15 protein-coding genes and 2 pseudogenes are annotated in these 17,901 nt (G+C 68.1%); 10 read left to right on the plus strand and 7 right to left on the minus strand.

Annotated elements, in window-relative coordinates:
* Positions 1-15 precede the first annotated feature (15 nt).
* The gene (locus tag ACOGXI_RS11020) at positions 16-1,269 is read right to left on the minus strand and encodes a 4-hydroxy-3-methylbut-2-enyl diphosphate reductase (protein ID WP_419938895.1); all 1,254 of its coding nucleotides are present in this window, start codon (positions 1,267-1,269) and stop codon (positions 16-18) included.
* Positions 1,270-1,489: 220 nt separating this feature from the next.
* Between ACOGXI_RS11020 and ACOGXI_RS11025 the strand changes: the two are divergent.
* Positions 1,490-2,164: pseudogene (locus ACOGXI_RS11025) on the plus strand (LON peptidase substrate-binding domain-containing protein); the annotation flags it as partial.
* A 225-nt stretch (positions 2,165-2,389) separates the two neighbouring features.
* Positions 2,390-4,183 (plus strand): annotated as a pseudogene (gene lon, locus ACOGXI_RS11030) (endopeptidase La); the annotation flags it as partial.
* Between the two features lie 30 nt (positions 4,184-4,213).
* Here lon and ACOGXI_RS11035 read toward each other — a convergent pair.
* Entirely contained in the window at positions 4,214-4,897 is a 684-nt protein-coding gene (locus ACOGXI_RS11035; protein ID WP_419938896.1) for an HAD family hydrolase, read from the minus strand.
* Positions 4,898-4,988: 91 nt separating this feature from the next.
* Between ACOGXI_RS11035 and ACOGXI_RS11040 the strand changes: the two genes are divergently transcribed.
* Together ACOGXI_RS11040 and ACOGXI_RS11045 are read left to right on the plus strand one after the other, a co-directional pair.
* Positions 4,989-6,155: a 6-phosphofructokinase gene (locus ACOGXI_RS11040; protein WP_419938897.1), complete on the plus strand. Its 1,167-nt coding sequence runs from the start codon at positions 4,989-4,991 to the stop codon at positions 6,153-6,155.
* A gap of 205 nt (positions 6,156-6,360) precedes the next feature.
* Entirely contained in the window at positions 6,361-6,957 is a 597-nt protein-coding gene (locus tag ACOGXI_RS11045) for a hypothetical protein (RefSeq protein ID WP_419938898.1), read from the plus strand.
* Positions 6,958-7,023: 66 nt separating this feature from the next.
* Here ACOGXI_RS11045 and ACOGXI_RS11050 read toward each other — a convergent pair whose 3' ends face one another.
* Positions 7,024-7,635, minus strand: a complete 612-nt coding sequence (locus ACOGXI_RS11050) for a superoxide dismutase (protein ID WP_419938899.1) — start codon at positions 7,633-7,635, stop codon at positions 7,024-7,026.
* Between the two features lie 215 nt (positions 7,636-7,850).
* Between ACOGXI_RS11050 and ACOGXI_RS11055 the strand changes: the two genes are divergently transcribed.
* A complete protein-coding gene (locus ACOGXI_RS11055; RefSeq protein ID WP_419938900.1) occupies positions 7,851-8,996 on the plus strand; it encodes a hypothetical protein in 1,146 nt (381 codons plus the stop codon).
* A gap of 45 nt (positions 8,997-9,041) precedes the next feature.
* On the opposite strand, the gene ACOGXI_RS11060 is transcribed toward ACOGXI_RS11055, so the two are convergent.
* Complete coding sequence (locus tag ACOGXI_RS11060; RefSeq protein WP_419938901.1) at positions 9,042-10,037, minus strand: FAD binding domain-containing protein; 996 nt, start codon at positions 10,035-10,037, stop codon at positions 9,042-9,044.
* Positions 10,038-10,100: 63 nt separating this feature from the next.
* Here ACOGXI_RS11060 and hisN point away from each other — a divergent pair, with 63 nt between their 5' ends.
* Together hisN and ACOGXI_RS11070 are read left to right on the plus strand one after the other, a co-directional pair.
* Complete coding sequence (gene hisN, locus ACOGXI_RS11065) at positions 10,101-10,877, plus strand: histidinol-phosphatase (protein WP_419938902.1); 777 nt, start codon at positions 10,101-10,103, stop codon at positions 10,875-10,877.
* Positions 10,874-12,127: an amidohydrolase family protein gene (locus ACOGXI_RS11070; protein WP_419938903.1), complete on the plus strand. Its 1,254-nt coding sequence runs from the start codon at positions 10,874-10,876 to the stop codon at positions 12,125-12,127. Before hisN ends, ACOGXI_RS11070 begins: the two co-directional genes overlap by 4 nt.
* Positions 12,128-12,177: 50 nt before the next feature.
* On the opposite strand, the gene ACOGXI_RS11075 is transcribed toward ACOGXI_RS11070, so the two are convergent.
* Positions 12,178-13,671: a CHAD domain-containing protein gene (locus tag ACOGXI_RS11075; RefSeq protein ID WP_419938904.1), complete on the minus strand. Its 1,494-nt coding sequence runs from the start codon at positions 13,669-13,671 to the stop codon at positions 12,178-12,180.
* Between the two features lie 6 nt (positions 13,672-13,677).
* The gene (locus ACOGXI_RS11080; protein WP_419938905.1) at positions 13,678-14,799 is read right to left on the minus strand and encodes an aminotransferase class I/II-fold pyridoxal phosphate-dependent enzyme; all 1,122 of its coding nucleotides are present in this window, start codon (positions 14,797-14,799) and stop codon (positions 13,678-13,680) included.
* A gap of 63 nt (positions 14,800-14,862) precedes the next feature.
* On the opposite strand from ACOGXI_RS11080, the gene ACOGXI_RS11085 reads away from it, so the two are divergent.
* From ACOGXI_RS11085 to ACOGXI_RS11095, 3 genes are all read left to right on the plus strand, one after another.
* Positions 14,863-15,288 (plus strand): putative toxin-antitoxin system toxin component, PIN family, encoded by a 426-nt coding sequence (locus ACOGXI_RS11085; protein ID WP_419938906.1) that lies wholly within the window; start codon positions 14,863-14,865, stop codon positions 15,286-15,288.
* A complete protein-coding gene (locus tag ACOGXI_RS11090; protein ID WP_419938907.1) occupies positions 15,285-15,566 on the plus strand; it encodes a toxin-antitoxin system HicB family antitoxin in 282 nt (93 codons plus the stop codon). Before ACOGXI_RS11085 ends, ACOGXI_RS11090 begins: the two co-directional genes overlap by 4 nt.
* 130 nt (positions 15,567-15,696) lie before the next feature.
* Positions 15,697-17,226: an inorganic phosphate transporter gene (locus tag ACOGXI_RS11095; RefSeq protein WP_419938908.1), complete on the plus strand. Its 1,530-nt coding sequence runs from the start codon at positions 15,697-15,699 to the stop codon at positions 17,224-17,226.
* Positions 17,227-17,320: 94 nt separating this feature from the next.
* On the opposite strand, the gene ACOGXI_RS11100 is transcribed toward ACOGXI_RS11095, so the two are convergent.
* A complete protein-coding gene (locus ACOGXI_RS11100; RefSeq protein WP_419938909.1) occupies positions 17,321-17,728 on the minus strand; it encodes a DoxX family membrane protein in 408 nt (135 codons plus the stop codon).
* Positions 17,729-17,901: the final 173 nt, after the last annotated feature.

Genomic DNA, 17,901 nt, shown 5'->3' on the forward strand with positions numbered 1-17,901 from the left:
GCGCCGTGGCGCCGCTCAGGGCCTCAGGAGGCCGGAAGGGTCGTAGCCCGCGCCCCGCACGATGCGCTCCACCGCCTCCCCGAGCTTCGAGTTCGGCGTGGAGGCGCCCGCCGTGATGCCGATGCTGATATCCCCGTCCGGCAGCCACGTGCCCTCCGTCACCGTTTCATCGGCTCCGAGCGGCTTGTGCGTGATGCGCCCCCGCACGGTATCGATGCAGGAGGCGTCCTCGATGTGATACGTCGTCGTGTACAGCCCGCAAAGGTACGCGAGCTGGTTCGTGTTCGAGGAATTGTAGCCTCCGATCACGACCATGAGGTCCGGCGGATCCTCCATCATGTCCTTCACGGCGTCCTGCCGCTTCTGGGTGGCCGAGCAGATCGTGTCGAAGCTGCGGAACCGGTCCGGCATCTCTTCGGAGCCCCAGCGATCCGCGATCGCCTCGCCGAGTTGCGCGGCGATGGCCAGCGACTCGGAAGCCAGCATCGTCGTCTGGTTGGCGACGCCGATCTTCTCCAGGTGGAGGTCGGGGTCGAACCCGTCGGACACCGATTCCGCGAACAACTGCATGAAGGAAGCCCGCTCCCCTTCTCCGCGGACATACGAGCAGACGAGTTGGGCCTGCTCCATGTCGCGGACGATGAGGAACTTCCCGTCTTCGTGTTTCAGGACCTGCGAGCTTGTCGCCCGCGTCTCCTCGTGCCAGTGCTTGCCGTGGATGATCGAAGTGAAACCATCGCGGGCGTAGCCCTCCACCCGCTTCCATACGTTGAGCACCGAGCCGCAGGTGGTGTCGACGAGAATGCAGTCGAGGGCCCGCAACGCTTCGAAGTCGTGCAGCGTCACGCCGAAGGCCGGGATGATGACGACGTCGTCCACGGTGACGTCGCTGAAGTCGAACTCCCCGGCGTCGGAAGGATAGAGGAACTCGATCTCCATCTCCCGGAGCCGGCGGTTCACGTGCGGGTTGTGGATGATCTCGCCCACGAGCAGGATCCGCCGATCCGGGAACTTGCGGCGGGACTCGTACGCATAGTCCACCGCGCGGTCCACGCCGTAGCAGAACCCGGAACTCTTCGCGAGGCGCAGGAGGATCCGCCCCGCCTGAAGCTCGAAGTCCCGCTCCCTGATGAGGGAGACGATGGCGCTCCCGTACTCGAAATCGATCACCGGCTGGATCTCCTTCTTCAGACCCAACCCGCGCCGGTAATAACGTTCGTCCGCGGTCGACGCCTTGCGACCGCCCGATCTCAGCGTCTGTTTCGTCATACCCTGAAGATGGCGAAATCCCGTGCGGCTGCCAAGCAGGCGCCGATCCTGCCGTCTTGACGCACACCGCCCGCATCGGCAGACCTCTACACGCGTCGTTGCGCCAAATCGACGGATGCGAGGGTCCGGCGACCGAAACCGGCGGGCCCGAAACCTGCACCGGAAGACGCGACTCTCACAGGCGCGCACGTTTGCGCGAGGACATAGAAGCTACGCGAGTATGAGCGAAAAAAACGGACAGGTAGCCGAAGTGGAGAACGCCGAAGCAGCCGCCCCCGGCGAAGAGACGGAACCCCGGACCGGGACCGACTCCAAGCGCTTGCGGCTGCCGGTACTCCCCCTCCGCGGCACGGTCGTGTTCCCCGCCGTGGCGGCGCCGATTGCGGCGGGTCGGGAAAAGACGATGAAGGCCATCGACCGGGCGATCGCGGGGGAGAAGCTGCTCTTCGCGGTCGCCCAGCTCGATGCCGAGGTCGAGAGGCCGGACCCCGAGCACCTGTACCGCATCGGGACCGTATGCCGAATCGCGCAGATGCAGAAGGTGCCCGGCGGCATCCAGATGGTCATCCAGGGCGACACTCGTGCGGCCGCCCTGGAATATAACGAGCGCGATGGATACCTGGAGGTCGTCGCGCGAGAGATGGAAGACATGGATCCGCTCGACGCCGAAGAGCGGGCCTTCGCGGCTCTCTACAAGGAGGTCCACGAGAGAGCGGCGGAGGTCAGCCGCCTGCGCGGCGTCCCGAAGGAAATCGTCGATCATCTCCTGGGCGGCGTGTCGGCGCCCGGCGAACTGGCCGATCTCGTCGCCTTCTACACCGAACTCGAGGTCGAGCAGAAGCAGGAACTTCTCGAGACCCTCCCGGTCGAGGCGCGACTGCGCTCGCTGCTCGTGCACCTGCAGAAGCAGATCGGCCTGCTCGAGGCGCAGGAAGAGATCCGCGAGCAGGTGCAGGAGGAGTTGGGGGAGCGGCAGCGCGAGATTTTCCTGCGCGAGCAGATGAAGGCGATCCAGAAGGAGTTGGGCGAAGACATCGACTTCCAGGAGACGAACGATCTCCGCGAGCGCATCGAGGCGCTCGAGTTGCCGGAGGAGGCGCGCCAGGAAGTCGACCGCGAGCTTCGGCGCCTCGAGCGCATCCCGCGCGAGTCCGCGGAGGCCCAGGTCGTGCGAACGTACCTGGAGATCGTCGCGGACCTCCCCTGGTCGGAGACGACCGAGGAACAACTCGACATCGACCCCGCCGAGGAGATCCTGGAACGGGACCACTACGGACTTCGCGACGTGAAGGACCGGGTCCTCGATTTTCTCGCGGTCCGCAAGCTCCAGGAAGAGACGAGGTTGCGCGAGGCTCGCGAATCGGAGTCGGACGAGGCCGAGTCGGACGACGGCGGCGACGACGTGGAGGCGGGCGGCGACGTGGAGGCGGAGGACGACGTGGAGGCGGAGGACGACGGCGCGGAGGCCGAGGCGTCGGGGGACGGCGACGCGCCGGGCGAGGCGGATGCCACGGCCGACGAGGGGGAAGAATCCGACGAGGCGGAGCCCGAGCCGGTACCGGGATACGAGGACGACCGCGCGGGGGAGACGCTGCTCTTCGTCGGGCCGCCGGGCGTGGGCAAGACGTCCATCGCCCGTTCCATCGCCGACGCCATGGGCCGCAAGTACGTCCGCGTGTCGCTGGGCGGTGCGCGCGACGAGGCGGATATCCGCGGACATCGGCGCACCTACGTGGGCGCGATGGCGGGCCGCATCATCGAGGGACTGAAACGGGCCGGAACGAAGAATCCCGTCTTCCTCCTGGACGAGATCGACAAGCTGGGGGTGTCGTTCCAGGGCGACCCTTCGGCGGCGCTCATGGAGGTGCTGGATCCGGCGCAGAACGAGGCGTTCGTGGACCACTACCTCGGGGTGCCCTTCGATCTCTCGCAGGTGCTCTTCATCGCCACGGCGAACGTCTTCGAGCAGATCCCCGGACCCCTGCGCGACCGGATGGAGGCGATCGAGTTCCGCGGCTACACGGAAGCCGAGAAGCTGGAGATCGCGCGCCGGTTCCTCCTGCCCCGGCAGAAGCGGCGGAACGGCCTGCTTCCGGAGCATCTCGAGGTCGATGAGGGGGCGATTCGCGCGATCATCACCCGCTACACCCGCGAGGCCGGCGTGCGGCAGCTCGAACGCGAACTCGGTTCCGTGTGCCGAAAGTCCGCGCGGAAGATCGCGACGGGATCCCCGGAGGCCGCGGTGGGCGCGGACGACCTGCGCGAACTGCTGGGCCGGCCGAAAGTGCATGCCGCCGAGAAGATGGAGGAGGACACCGTCGGCGTGGCGACGGGCATGTTCTACACGCCCGTGGGCGGTGACATCATGCTCGTCGAGACGAGGGTCCTGAAGGGCAAGGAGGGGCTCGTTCTCACGGGGCAACTCGGCGACGTCATGAAGGAGAGCGCGCAGGCCGCCCTCACCTTCGCGCGCAGCCACGCGAACGGACTCGATCTCACGGAGGAGCGGCTACGGGATCACGAGATCCACATCCACGTCCCCGCCGGAGCCATCCCCAAGGAAGGGCCGTCGGCGGGCATCGCCATGGCGGTGGCGCTGGTGAGCGCCCTGGGCGACCACCCCGTGCGGCACGATGTCGCCATGACGGGCGAGATCACGCTGTCCGGACGCGTGCTCCCCATCGGCGGCGTGAAGGAGAAGGTGCTCGGGGCCGCCCGCGCGGGGATCGGCGAGATCATTCTCCCGGCCGTCAACGAGGGGGACCTCGAGGATCTCCCCGATCACGTGTGCGAGCAGCTCGAGTTCCACCTCGTGGACACGCTGAACGAGGCGCTCGCGGCGGCGCTGGCCAACGGCTCGCTCGAGGGAGGGACGCTCGCCTTTTCGGAGAACGGGACGGACGCCGGGGACTAACGCGGGCGATCCGTCAGGGCAGGCGATCCGTCAAGCAGGCGGCCGGGACGGGTCGGGCGCCGCGACGTAGCCGAGGAGATCCTCGATCGCGTCGAGCATGATGTGGGGACGCTCGATCACCAGTTCCCGCTCCGAGAACGGGCCCCACAGGGCGGCGATCGTCGTCACGCCGGCCGCGTGTCCGGCCCGCATGTCCCACACCGAGTCGCCCACGTAGGCGGCGGTTTCGGCGGCGGCCTCCAGGCGTTCCAGCGCGAGGCGGACGGGGGCCGGGTCGGGCTTGTGCGGCACGGGCTCATCGGACGTGACGATCACGTCGAAGAGCGCTTCGTCCAGCCCGCACGCCGCCAGGCTTCGGGCCGTTCCGGCACTCGCCTTGCTCGTGACGACGCCGACCCGCACCCCTTTCCCGCAGAGTCGAACGAGCGTCTCGCCGACGTGCGGAAACGAACGGATGAGCCGTTCGTGTTCCCGGAAGTTGTGGTCGATGTAGGTGTCGACCATGGCCTGAACTTCCTCGGCCGTGTCCACGAGGTAGCCGAGTTGGGTCCGCAGCGGCTGGCCCAGCGTCCGCAGCCACACCTCGTCCGGAGGGGGGTCCTCGAAGTGGGTCCTCATCGTGTGGCGCCAGGACTCGGCGATGAGATGGGTCGAGTCAACGAGCGTGCCATCGAGGTCGAACAGGATCGTTTCCAGCGGGCGGCGCGGCGACATGGGGAGCGAGGGTGCCGACCCGCGGGCGCAGCGTCAACCCCCACCGTCGCCGGTAGTGGCGTCAACCTCCACTCTCGCCGATAATCGGGCCATGAACGAGAAGAAGACGGTACCCGGCGACGAGGATCTCGCGACGGCCGCACCGCGCGCGGACCGGGCGGGAAAGATCCGGAAGATCGCGATCAACACCGGCGGAGGCGACGCGCCGGGGCTGAACGCGGTGATCCGGGCCATCGTGTTGAGCGCGCTCCACCGCGGCTGGAGCGTGGTGGGCGTCGAGAACGGCTACGGGGGGCTGCTGCCGGATGATCCGGGGCGGGTGATTCCGCTGGGGAGCGATGAGGTGCGGGGAATCACGCACCGTGGCGGGACGATTCTGGGGACGACCAACAGCTTCGACCCGTTCGCGTGGCCGGTGCGCCTGCCGGACGGCTCGATCGAGGAGCGCGACCGGTCCGGCGAGATCATCGAGGGCCTCCGGCGGCATGGCATCGACGCGTTGATCGCGATCGGCGGCGACGGCAGTCTCGACCTCGCACACCGGCTGTCGAAGCGGGGGCTCCCGGTGGTCGGCGTGCCGAAGACGATCGACAACGACCTCTGCGGAACCAGTCTCACGTTCGGGTTTCTCACGGCGGTCGCGACGGCGACCGACGCGATCGGGAAACTCCACTCCACGGCGGAGAGCCACCGCCGCGTCATGGTGGTGGAGGTCATGGGGCGGCACGCCGGCTGGATCGCGCTCTACAGCGGGCTCGCGGGCTCGGCCGATGTCATCCTCATCCCGGAGATTCCCTTCGACATCGAGAGAGTGTGCGACAAGATCCGGGACCGCGAGGCGGCGGGGCGCGATTTCAGCATCGTCTGCGTGGCGGAGGGCGCGACGCCCGCCGGGGGCGAGATGGTGATGAAGACCGTCCACGGCGGCGACGACGACCAGGAGCGGCTCGGCGGGCTGGGCGAGGTGGTGGCGCGCGAGATCGCGCGGCGCACGGGGAAGGAGACGCGGTCGCTGACGCTCGGCCACCTGCAGCGCGGCGGCACGCCGAACTCCTACGACCGCGTCATCTCGCTGCGCTTCGGCGCCGCCGCCGTGCGGTGCGTGGCCCGCGGCCGCTTCGGGACGATGGTCGCGCTCGACCCGCCGCACGTCCGCGCGATCCCGCTCGCCGAGGCGCTCGCCGATCTCAAGGTGGTGCCGGTGGACGGCGACATCGTGATGACCGCCCAAGCGCTCGGCGTCAGCCTCGGCGACTGACCCCGGGGCCCCGGGCGGCGGGCTGTTTCGCGTCGACCGATGTCCGGTTTCGCCAACTCGTGGCGTCTACAACGTGAGAGGGGTGTCCGAGGGCCGGATACGCTTCCCTCCGATCACACGTTTACGCCACCGCGACGAGGGCTGCGAAGGCGAGAGAGGTTTTGTGCGAGTCGATCCTTGAGGAGACGGATCGGAGGGTAATCCGATGAAGAGCAAGGCAACGCTGCTCGCCGCCACATGCATCGCCGCGGTTTCGTGTTCGAACTCGCTCGAGACTCAAGATGCGACGCTTCTGATGCACGTGAACTCCCGGGAACAACGTCTTCACTGGCCGCCGGACGATAGCGACGAGGAGGTGACGCTCGTCAATGCGCTCGACGATCCGAGAGGTTTCGCGGGCTTCGAACTCGAGATCGGCAGTGTCGACCCGCGCATGACGTTCACCGCTGCCGACTTCGTTGACGGCGGGCTGGAGTTCCGCGTGCCGGATTCCGGTGCCATGAGGTTCTCCGCACGGCTCGTGCAGGACAACCGTATCGTCGCGGAAGGCTCAGGCATGTGGACTCTCGAGCCGAATGTCGAGTGGCGACTAAGGGTGAACCGCGCGCCGTTTCCGCCGGATCAACCCTTTGGGTTCACGTTGGACGACATCAAGAAAAGGAGCCCGCCCTGCGGCTGGTGGTGGTGCTGGCGCAACTGGCGGTTCCCTGTTGCAGACGATGCGGCGAACTACGAGTACGAGGCGCTGTGGCTTTCCCTTCACCGCGTGCACCCCGACGAGTGCGTAGACGTTTGCCCCTGACGGGCGAGGATTTTGGTTCACCTGATCCAGCGTCCCCGCCCCCGAGCCGCCTGGTTCAGACCATCCCTAGCCGGTGGCGGCGGCGTAGCGGGCGGCCACGGCGGCCCAGTCCACGACATCCCAGAACGCGGCGAGGTAGTCCGCCCGGCGGTTCTGGTAGTTCAGGTAGTACGCGTGCTCCCACACGTCCACGCCCAGGAGCGGCGTGTCTCCCTGCATGAGCGGGCTGTCCTGGTTCGCGGTGGAGTACACGGACAGATCTCCGCCGCCGCCAGCGACGAGCCACGCCCAGCCGCTGCCGAAGCGGGTGAGTCCGGCCTGCTGGAACGCTGCCTTGAAGTCGTCGAAGGAGCCGCAGGCGCCGTCGATGGCGGCCGCGAGATCGCTGGACGGACTTCCGCCCCCGTTCGGAGACATCGAAGTCCAGAACAGCGAGTGGTTCGCGTGTCCGCCGCCGTGGTTCCGCACCGCGCCGCGGATCGACTCGGGCACGTCGGCGATGCCGCGCAGGAGAGCCTCCAGCGAGAGGCCCGCAAGGTCGTCGTGACCCTCGAGCGCGCCGTTCAGCATGTTCACGTATACCTGGTGATGCTTGCCGTGGTGGATCTCCATCGTGCGCGCGTCGATCGTCGGTTCGAGCGCATCGTGAGCGTACGGCAGGTCGGGCAAGGCGTGCATCCTACCTCCTCGGAATCAAGAGCCCCCGGTCGGGGGTCGTCGTGGCGAATGTCGGTTTCCTGAACGCTTCGCCAAGGTATGTGCGGGGTGGGGATCGGGACCAGCCGCCCCCACCTCCCGTGACCCGCTCCCCGCCTGCCTCGTCTTTCTCCTGTCCAATCGAATGATCCGTGTGAAGCATGACGGGAAGCCTGAGGGGAAGCACGAGGCGGAGCATGAGGGGAAGGATCGCAGTGGCGGGAAGATGTCGTGCCCTGGTGGTGGGGCTGCTCGTACTGGCGGCCGCGGGTTGCGGGGAAGAACGGGGCATCATCGGACCGCCGCTGCCCGATCCTCCCTTCGATCCCGAGTTGACGGCGAACTCCATCTACTCGCTCCGCTTCGCCGCGGACAACGCAGTCGTGGCCCAGGTGCGGACAATCGCCGAGGTGCTCGGGCTGGCCGCACCCCGGGCGAATCGGGTCGCCCACTCGCAACTCCGCGGCTCATCCGATCGGGTCGATCTCCTCCGCGCCCTCGAGCCGCGTTCGCTCGAACGCGCGGTGGCGAACGTCGCCGCAAGCCGCGCACAGGGCGCGAAGATCCCGCTCTTCCCCATCAACGTCCTCGGCAAGGAGTTCATCTTCGATGCGTCCATCGACGCGTATGTCGAATACGGGGAGGGCGGTCCGGAAAACGGCGTCCGGTTCGAACTGTATGTGGTCGACCTTGCCTCCGGACTCCCCGCGCTTCCGCTGCGGCCATTCGGGTTCGTTGATCTCACCGACGAGAGCGACGCGGTGTCCGCCCGCCTGCGGATCCGGGCCTTCGACAGGAGCGGCGGCGGCGCCCGGCGCATCGCCGACTACCTCGTCGACGGCGCATTCGCATCCGACGCGAACGGGGTATCGGTGAGCCTGCTCGCCGAGGGCTTCGTGGAGGACCACAACGGACGCTTCGACTTCGAACTCGACGAGTTGCTGGAGTCGGATGACGCGGCCCGCATGACGCGCGTCACGTCGACGCACCGCGTGCTCTCGGCCGAGGGGACCGAGGTACGATTGCGGGTCGGCGGCGATCTATCGGCGGACGGATCCTTCGCCGATCTCCAGTTCCGCATGGACATCGATGGCTCGGCCGGGCTGACGCTCGTCGACCTCGCCGTCGTGAACGGGGCGCAGGAGGGAGAGATCCGCCAGGCGGGACGCGTGGAGGCACTGGTGGAAGGCACCGTTGAAGCGCCGGTCTTCATCGATGCCGCCGGACGGGGATTCAACGACTCCGAACTCGTGGCCCTCGACGAGATCCTGTTCGGTATCGACGACGTTCTCGCGTTCGCCGGCGAGGCCTACGTCCCGCTCGCCGACCTCTTCGCCTACTGAGCCCCGTCTACCGAGCCCGGGGATCGACCGCGCGGCCCCAAGTCTTCAGGCGGCGGCGATCTCGTTGAGGGCGCGGCGGACGAGGACGGGGATCATGGCCCGGCGCCATTCCGGGTCGACCGTGATGTTGGAGAGCGGGTGACACTGGCGGAACGCCTGCTCGGCCACGGCTTCGATCACGCCCGGGCGGAGGCGGTTCCCCAGGGCGGCCTCCTCGACCTTCCCCACGTGGCGGGGATAGGCGCCCATCGCTGAGACGACGAGGCGAAAGTCGGACACGCGGCCGTCGTCTCCGCGCCCGACGCGCACCGCGAGGTTGGCCAGCGGGAAGTCGATCGCCTGCCTGGACCGGAGTTTCTGGAACGCGACCTGCGTACCCGGCGGCGGCTGCGGAATCCGGATCGCGACGACGAGTTCGCTGCTCCCGATGGACCGGTTCCAGATCCCGTCGGATGTGAAGAACTGCCTTATCGGCACGTCGCGGGTCCGATCCCCGTCCGCCCCGTCCGCGACCTCGAGGACCGCATCGAGCACGGCGAGCACGGGCGGCGTATCCGCCGAGTGCGCCGCGACGCAGCGGGTGCCGCCCTTCACGACGTGGCACACGTCGCCGTCCTTCTTCAGGCAGTAGCCGAGCGCCTTCCGCCAGAACTTCGTCTGGTTGTAGTACGCGCACCGCGTGTCCAGACAGACGTTGCCGCCGATCGTGCCGACGCGCCGCAACTGCGGACCCGACACGAGTTCGGCGGCCCGGGCCAGACCGGGGACCTGCGCGAGGACTTCCGGGTGGGTCGCGACCGAAGTCAGCGTCTCGGCCGCCCCGATGCGGATCTCGTCCCCGGTGGAAGCGATCCCGCGCATCTCCCGCACGCGGCTTAGGGCGACGAGGTGGCCGGGCGTGAACAGCCCGTGCTTCATGTTGGGGACGAGGTCGGTTCCGCCGGCGATGGGCATCGCGTCGTCGCCATGGGCGGCGAGCAACGACAGCGCCTCGTCGAGCGCGCGCGGCATGTGGTATTCGTACGGATGAAGCCTGAGCATGTCCGGCAACCTATCCTGTGGGCCGGATGGCGCTCAAACCCACACCCCGAAACCGGAGGAGAGGTGGACCCCGATTCGCTGAGGGAATTCGCCGCGGAGCTGGCCGAGGCGTCGGGCCGGGCGATCGCGGGCATGTTCCGCCATCCCGATCTGGCCGTGGAATCCAAGGCGGACGCGTCGCCCGTCACGGTGGCGGATCGCTACGCCGAGACGCTCCTGCGCGACCGGATTCTGGAGCGCTTCCCCGACCATGGCATCGTCGGCGAGGAGTTCGGCCCGCAGAACAACGACGCGGAATACGTGTGGGTGCTGGATCCGATCGACGGGACGATCTCCTTCGTCGCGGGAGTCCCTCTGTTCGGGACGCTCATCGGGCTGCTGCGCGACGGGGAGCCGATTCTGGGGGTCATCCACCAGCCGATCACGCGCGAGCTGGCCATCGGCACGGCGTCGGGGACGACCTTCAACGGGGAGACGGTCCGGGTGCGCGAGGATCGCTCGCTGTCGGAGGCGACGCTCCTGACGACGGATCCGGGCGCGGTCGGCCGGCACCGGGACCTCGCCGGGTTCGAGGCGCTGTGGTCGAGAACGGCGCTGTACCGTGGCTGGGGCGACTGTTACGGATATCTCATGGTCGCGACGGGGCGAGCCGACATCATGCTCGATCCGATCATGCACCCGTGGGACATTGCGGCGCTGGTCCCGGTGATCAGGGGCGCGGGCGGGGTGATCACGACCTGGGAAGGGGACGATCCCATCGGCGGCGCGTCGACGGTGGCGGCCGCGCCGGCGCTTCACCGGGAGGCGATGGAGATCCTGAACGGAACGGGAACCTCATGACGGGAATCAACCGACGTCCGGGAGCGTGGGCGGCTCTTCTGGTCGGCCTCGCGGCGTGCGGCGGGCCGGGGTCGATCGTGGTCGATAACGCGAACATCATCGATGGTACCGGGGCCGTGTGGCCGACCGGGCGGCTCGTCGTGGTCGACGGCCTGGTGACGTGCGTGGGCGCGCAGGCCGACTGCGCCGAACCGGCGGGCGTGGAGGTGCTCGACGCCGATGGCTTCTGGGTGGTGCCGGGGCTGATCGATGTGAAGGAGGCCGTCGAAGTGCCGAGCAACGAGCAGGCCGCCTACCTGGCCTTCCTGCTCGGCGTCACGACGGCGGCTGTGCCGGAGATCCCGGAGGGACCCGAGGGGGAGCCGCTGCCGCCCACAGGAAGCGATGACCGGCGCATTCCCGCGCCGCGGCCGGCGAATCCCGTTGAGGAGCCGCCGTACCCGCTCGGTCTCTTCGGCCAGGTCGTCGCGGCGACGATCCCGCTCGACACCGGGCCACCGGGACGCGGGGAGCGAGATCTCCTCGTCTACGCGCGATCGCGGTCGACGCTGGCCGACCGCGAGGCGCTGTTGGACTCCGCCCGCGCGCTGGGGGCCCGGGGCGCCGCGTTCGCGCCACGCCTGCTGGAGCAGGAGCGCTGGGCGGCGCCCTACCGACTCCCGCACGGGATGAACCGGCTTCTCGAGTACGCGATGGTCACGGAGCGCATTCAGGACCGACTCCTTCCCGGCCGCACGCCCGCCGAGGCCGAGCGGTTGAGCGCGGCGCTGGAGGTGCTCCGCGAGTTCGTGCGGGAGTTCCACGCCGCCGGGGGATCCGTCTCCACGGCCACGAACGGCGCGCTCGCGCCGGGGCTGGCGCTGCACGAAGAGATGGACGCGCTCGTCGCGGCCGGGTTGACGGCGGAGGACGCCCTCTACGCCGCCACGCGCGAGGCGGCCCGCTACCTGGGACTCGAAGATTCGCGGGGTACGCTGGAGCCGGGCAAGCTGGGGGACTTTCTCATTCTCGAGAGCGATCCGCGCCTGGACATTTCTCTCACGCAGACGGTTTCCCGCGTGGGCAAGGGCGGGGTCCTGTACGATCCGCCCACGCTCTTCGACGCCCTGCTCAGCAACCCCGGAAACCGCGTTTCGGACAACCCGGTGCGACTCGTGATCGGCGGAGCCGCGCTCCTGCTCACGCTGCTCCTCTTCGCGCGCGGCGTCCGGAACCATCGCCGTTCGCTGGGTCCGCGCATCATGCTCTGACTGTGCCCTGACGGGTATCGGAACGGCCACCAGCACGGATGCCGGGACGGCTACCAGAACGGTTCCGTCGCGACGAAGGTCCGCCAGGACTCGATGAGGCCGGGCTCCGCCGCGCGGACCCGCTCGTCGCACCAGTCGCGGACCCCCGACGCACCCTCGGCCGCGTGCGGATCGGCCGCGGCCAGCTCCCGCGAGATCTGCCGCGCGACCGCCGCATCGTTCAGGCGTCCGAGATCGTCCTGCAGCGACGAGAGATGCCGCAGGCAGGTGCCCACCGCCGGGCCCGGGAAGAGGCTCCGGGAGTAGTCGCACGCATAGCGGAGCTTCTTGAGCGCGATCCTGACCCGATGGCGCTCCGGCTCGCCGAGATGTTCGAAACCCTTCCCCGCCTTCATCAGACTCCGGTACCTGCCGTTCAGCCTGTCCTTCGCCGTCTCCATGAGGGATTCGCCGCTGTCCTCGACGACGAGTCCGCCGCCGTGCGCCACGTCCAGCAGATCCAGGACGAACCGGTTGAACCGCCGGCCCAGGAGCACCTTTCGAGCCGACGCATGCGCCGCCTCCCTCCGCTGCCGGGCGGCGTCACGAAGGCGCGGCAGCGAGGAGACTCCCGGGTTCGCGTCGATCACGGGAGGCAACGTCTCGAGCAGAAAGACATCGAGGTCGCGGGCCGGGCCGAGCCGCTTGAGCGCCCGGCGGGCCTCGCGGTTCAGGGCGGCGGCGCGGGAGCCGAGATGGTGTTTGAGGAAGAGGAGCGCCGAGCGCAGCCGACGCAGGGAGACCCGCAGCTGGTGGATGCCTTCGGGGTCGCCGGCCTCCAGGACCGCGGCGAGATTCCCCATTGCGTGGACGCACGCCGCCCGGACCACCTTCGCGAGCGCCCCGTCGATCGAATCCGCCGGATCGAGTTTCACTCTGGTCGCCCGGACGGCGGCCGGTGACGTGCCGAGAAGCAGGTCCGTGCCCCCCGCCGCCTTGGAGCGCGTTCCGACCGCGAGGCGCCGCTTTTTCAGCAGCGTGCGCCCGCCCGCCAGCATGTCCCCCACCGGCCCGCTCAGCAGTTCCAACTCCAGTTCGGCGACCGGTGTCTCACGCCCGCCGGCCGAGATCCGGCCCGCGTCCAGCGACACCTCGACCAGCGCATCGCCCATCCTGGTTTCCTTCTTCGTGCGCCCGATGTCCGTGAGGAAGGTGGGGTTCAGAACGTCGGTCGCCGTGACCCCGAGATCGTCGACGGGCGCCTCCGCGGGGAGTCGATCGAGCCCCGGCGTCCCTTCGCCCCCGGTCGCGGGCGGCAAGGGCGACGTCCACTCGCCACGGGTCAGTCCATCCCCCTCGTCCTTCTTGAGGGTCAGTTCCCGGACGCCGCGCCGGCTCCGGATTCTGAGGGCGTACCCACGGCGCCGGAGATGACCCTCCGGCGTGTCGTAGTAGGTCGTCAGCAACTGTTGGCGAGCCGGTCGACTTCCGCCAAGGTCGTCGAAGGCCGCGGACAACTCCGCGGGACGCCCGGTGAGCTTGACCTCGACTTCAACCGTACCCACGCGCCGCTACGCGACCGCCGCGTACGTCTCCTCGAGGAGGGCCGCCACCCGGTCGAGGGCCGCGTCGAGTTCCGCGGCCGGGTTCCCGAAGCCGATCCGCAGGTACCGGTCCATGCCGAAATGGTCCCCCGGCACGAGGAGCACACCCTTCTCGGCCCGCAGTCGCTCCGCCAGTTCGGTGGAGTTGATGTCGAGACCGTAGCGCACGTAGCAGATCGCGCCGGCGTCCGGGGCCCGGTACGAGAACAGGTCCGCGCGGTCATCGAGCCAGCGGGTGACGCGGGAGAGGTTGGCGCGGATGATCCCCCGGGTCCGTGCGAGCACGCGGGGACGCACGTCGGCGCTCAGGACTCGCCTCGCCGCGATGTCCGAGAGGGTGGCCGGCGTGATCGTCGTGTAGTCCTTGCGGCTCCAGAACTCCTCGTGCATGTGCGCCGGCGCCGTGATCCAGCCGAGCCGGAGCCCCGGAAGCGCATACGCTTTCGAGAGCGAGTTCGTCACGATCACCCGGTCGTAGCGGCCCCAGAAACTCGGCGTCTCCGGGCCTTCGACCTCCGCGCCCATGTAGACCTCGTCCGCCAGGATCCAGGCCCCGGCCGCCTCCGCCGCCGCGGCGATCTCGTCCATCGCGGCCTCGGTGAGGACGGATCCCGTCGGATTGTTGGGATTCGTGACGATGACGAGACGCGTCCCGGGCGTGATGGCGTCGGCTGCGCTTCCCGGCTCGGGCTGCCAGCCGAGATCCTCCCTCAACTGCCACGAGACGACGTCCGCGCCGAGCCCCCGCGCGAGTCCCGGCGTCTGGCCGTAGGTCGGCTCCAGCGCCACTACGCGATCTCCCGCGGACACGAGGCTCCAGAGGACCACGTAGTTCGCCTCGGCCCCGCCCGTCGTGGCGATGACGTTGTCGGGCGCCGCCCCCTCGTACAGGTCCGCGACCGCGGCCTTGAGCGGATCGGAACCGTCGCTCTGGCCGTACTCGAGGCGAACATCCTCCGGGTCCAGGTCGATGAGTTCCAGAAGTTCCGAAAGGGTGACGGGATGAACGCCGCTTTCGGACAGGTTGTAGTCCACGCGGTGCTCGAACGTCGACTGCCACCGCTCCATCAGGAATGGGGGGACACGCATTTGCGCCTCCTTTGATTTGATCCAGGCGGCCGTGGCGACATCGCATAAGATGTGATATCGTGGATGATGCGTCTTGTTCTGGACACGAACATCATCGTTGCCGGTTTACGAAGCCCCGCGGGGGCCTCGGCAGAGTTGCTCGACCGAGCGCTTGGCCGGGAGTTCACTCTGCTGCTCTCGGTCGCACTCGTACTCGAATACGAGAGTATATGCAAAGCTCCGGCGCAGCGAGTTGCCTCAGGCCTCGAGGAGTCCGAGGTCGGCTCCATCGTTTCCGCGTTGTGTGCGGTGGCGGAGCCCGTGCGATCCCGGTTTCTCTGGCGTCCGCAGCTTCGTGATCCGGCGGATGAGATGGTGCTGGAAGCCGCGATAAACGGAAACGCCAACGCACTGGTCACCTTCAACCGGCGGGATTTCGGTGACGCCGCCCAGAGATTCGGGATGAAGTTGTTGTCGCCCCAACAAGTGCTTCAAAGGATGCGAGAATGACGCGGAAACAGAAACAAACCAGCACCTACCCCCTGCGTCTGCCCTCATCTCTCAAGATGGCGGTCCGCGAGATCAGTCGAGAAGACGGCACCAGCATCAATCAGTTCGTGGCCACGGCTGTTGCGGAGAAGATCACGGCCATGAGAACCGCCGAGTTCTTTGCCGAGCGCTCGGACGAGGCGGACATCCAGGTAGCGCGACAGCTCCTGAAACGATCCGGCGGCGAGCCGCCTCACCCGTCGGATCGCCTTGGTGAAGACGAAGTTGGGGGGCGCTGACGTAACAGTCGCGTCACGACGCTTGCCCCGCGCGGAAATCGGCCTAGGGTTGGCGCTGAAAAGCGCTTTGTGCGGCACCTCGGCGTGACCGTATTCCGGACGTAGGCAGCCCCAGCCAGGCGTTGATTCATTGTTCGAAACCAGTGCTCTGCTTCTGATTCTCGGGCTCGCCACCTTCGACCTCTGGGTCGGGGTCGCGAACGATGCCGTGAACTTCCTGAACTCGGCGTTCGGGTCCCGTGTGGCTCGGCGGCGCGTCATCATGGTCGTTGCCACGGTCGGGATCCTTCTCGGCGCCTTCACCTCGAGCGGACTCATGGAAGTGGCTCGGCGCGGCGTGTTCGATCCCAGCTACTTCGTCGACGCGAACGGCACGATCATCCTGACCTCCATCCTCGCCCTCTACCTCGGCGTCATGGCGGCGGATGTCCTCCTCCTGGATCTCTTCAACACCTTCGGGCTGCCGACCAGCACAACGGTCTCGATCGTGTCGGAGCTGGTCGGCGCCTCGATCGCCGTCGCCTTCTGGACCTCGGCGGGCGGGCTGCGCGGGGCGATGGAGGTGATCAACACGGGGCCGGTACTCGGCATCTACACCGCGATCTTCCTCTCCGTGATCACCGCCTTCGTGAGCGCGGCCGCGATCATGTGGCTGGTCCGGGTCCTGTACGGATTCGATCTGAAGAAGAGCTTTCCGCGCTGGGGCTGGCTCTGGACCGGTGTCTCGTTCTCGGCGATGTCCTACTTCGTGCTGTTCAAGGGTCTCCAGGGCGCCGCGATCCTCGGTGAAGGAACGATGGCGATGCTCCGCGATCAGATCGTTCTGATCCTCGTGGGCGTGTTCGTGCTGTCGAGCGTGTTTGCGCTCGTACTCCGGCATCGACCCAGGACGGTGGTCGGCGTCATCGTCCTCACGGGCACGGGGGCACTGTCCATGGCGTTCGCCGGGAACGACCTCGTCAACTTCATCGGCCCCTCGGTGGCGGCCTTCCAGGCGGTGCTCGTCGACGGCGTCGACCTCTCCGGTCGAGTGCCGACGCCGCCCTGGGCGCTGCTGGCGGCAGGCATCATCATGGCGGCGGCGCTCATCAGATCGCGCAAAGCCCGCCGCGTAACCGACACGGAAATCCGGCTCGCCGCCCAGAGCCACACGCGGCAGCGCTTCCGCAACAGCAAGCTGGGTACGACGATCGCGACGTGGGGGTACAATGGCTTCCTCGCGGCGCGGCGCCTCACGCCGAGCAGGATCAGGGCGCATATCGAGGGGAAGACGGCGCCGCCCCCGGTGGACCCATCGGATCCTCCGTACGACCTGCTGCGCGCCAGTGTGAACCTCACGGTCGCCGCACTGCTCATCTCCATAGGCACAGCGAACAGGCTGCCCCTGTCGACGACCTATATCACGTTCATGGCCGCGATGGGCGCTTCCTTCGGGGACCGTACGTGGACCATGACGGACGGCGGCCAGCGCGTAACGGGCATCCTGGTCGTACTCGGCGGCTGGCTCCTCACGGGACTCATCGCCGCGACGGTCGCCTTCCTGATGGCCTCGCTGATCGTCCTCACGGGGACGGCGGGCCTGCCCATCGTCGCGGTGCTCGTCGCTGTCGGCATGTGGCGGCTCGGAAAGGTCCGCCAGCCCGAGCCGGAGCACGGCTGATCCCCTGCCCCGGCCGGCGCGGCGTCCGACCGCGTCGGCCGGGGGCCAGGACCGCCCGGCGCAGTCAGCCGCATCCGCCCGGCGTCAGCCCATTTCAGCCCAGCAGGGCGTCGACCGTCATCTCGTCCTCATCCATCGTGCCCCAGAGGACCATGGCGCCGGCGAAGATGATGATCGAGGGATAGAAGAGAACCTGCGATCCGTCGAGGACCCAGCCCCACGGATCGAGGATCGACTTCCACACGGCGAGCGCGGTGATGAGGAGGACGACGAATGTCACCGGGTACGCCCGCTTCCTCCACAGGCCCGCCACCACGAGCAGGCCGAGGAGTATCTCCAGGCCGCCGAATACGTTCTGGACGACCGCCTGCGCACCGATCCCGAGGTAGAAGCTTTCGGCGACCCGCTGGCCGTGCTCCACGTTCAGAAACTTGTCGAAACCCCACATCACCAGCAGCCACCCCGTGCTCACTCTCAGCAGCAACAGACCCCAGCGTTTCATGTCAGCCTCCGGATTCCGGTGTCGCGGGACGTTCCTCGTGGCTTTCAGAGTGGTCCGCCGCCTTTGCGCGCGTCAATCGCGGCGGGGGTGACGGGTGTTTTGACGCAGACGGCGGACGGCTAATTTCCCACCGCGTCGTCGGAAGCTCGCATTCAAGGGGTCAGAAGGGGTCG

Source organism: Candidatus Palauibacter sp., assembly GCF_965208055.1.
In the GTDB taxonomy this organism is placed as follows: Bacteria; Gemmatimonadota; Gemmatimonadetes; order Palauibacterales; family Palauibacteraceae; genus Palauibacter.

What these genes read in the sequence shown, in the direction of transcription:
- ACOGXI_RS11020 (WP_419938895.1), bottom strand. Translation starts at nt 1,269, where the DNA reads ATGACGAAACAGACGCTGAGATCGGGCGGTCGCAAGGCGTCGACCGCG.
- ACOGXI_RS11035 (WP_419938896.1), bottom strand. Translation starts at nt 4,897, where the DNA reads ATGTCGCCGCGCCGCCCGCTGGAAACGATCCTGTTCGACCTCGATGGC.
- ACOGXI_RS11040 (WP_419938897.1), top strand. Translation starts at nt 4,989, where the DNA reads ATGAACGAGAAGAAGACGGTACCCGGCGACGAGGATCTCGCGACGGCC.
- ACOGXI_RS11045 (WP_419938898.1), top strand. Translation starts at nt 6,361, where the DNA reads ATGAAGAGCAAGGCAACGCTGCTCGCCGCCACATGCATCGCCGCGGTT.
- ACOGXI_RS11050 (WP_419938899.1), bottom strand. Translation starts at nt 7,635, where the DNA reads ATGCACGCCTTGCCCGACCTGCCGTACGCTCACGATGCGCTCGAACCG.
- ACOGXI_RS11055 (WP_419938900.1), top strand. Translation starts at nt 7,851, where the DNA reads ATGAGGGGAAGGATCGCAGTGGCGGGAAGATGTCGTGCCCTGGTGGTG.
- ACOGXI_RS11060 (WP_419938901.1), bottom strand. Translation starts at nt 10,037, where the DNA reads ATGCTCAGGCTTCATCCGTACGAATACCACATGCCGCGCGCGCTCGAC.
- ACOGXI_RS11070 (WP_419938903.1), top strand. Translation starts at nt 10,874, where the DNA reads ATGACGGGAATCAACCGACGTCCGGGAGCGTGGGCGGCTCTTCTGGTC.
- ACOGXI_RS11080 (WP_419938905.1), bottom strand. Translation starts at nt 14,799, where the DNA reads ATGCGTGTCCCCCCATTCCTGATGGAGCGGTGGCAGTCGACGTTCGAG.
- ACOGXI_RS11085 (WP_419938906.1), top strand. Translation starts at nt 14,863, where the DNA reads ATGATGCGTCTTGTTCTGGACACGAACATCATCGTTGCCGGTTTACGA.
- ACOGXI_RS11090 (WP_419938907.1), top strand. Translation starts at nt 15,285, where the DNA reads ATGACGCGGAAACAGAAACAAACCAGCACCTACCCCCTGCGTCTGCCC.
- ACOGXI_RS11100 (WP_419938909.1), bottom strand. Translation starts at nt 17,728, where the DNA reads ATGAAACGCTGGGGTCTGTTGCTGCTGAGAGTGAGCACGGGGTGGCTG.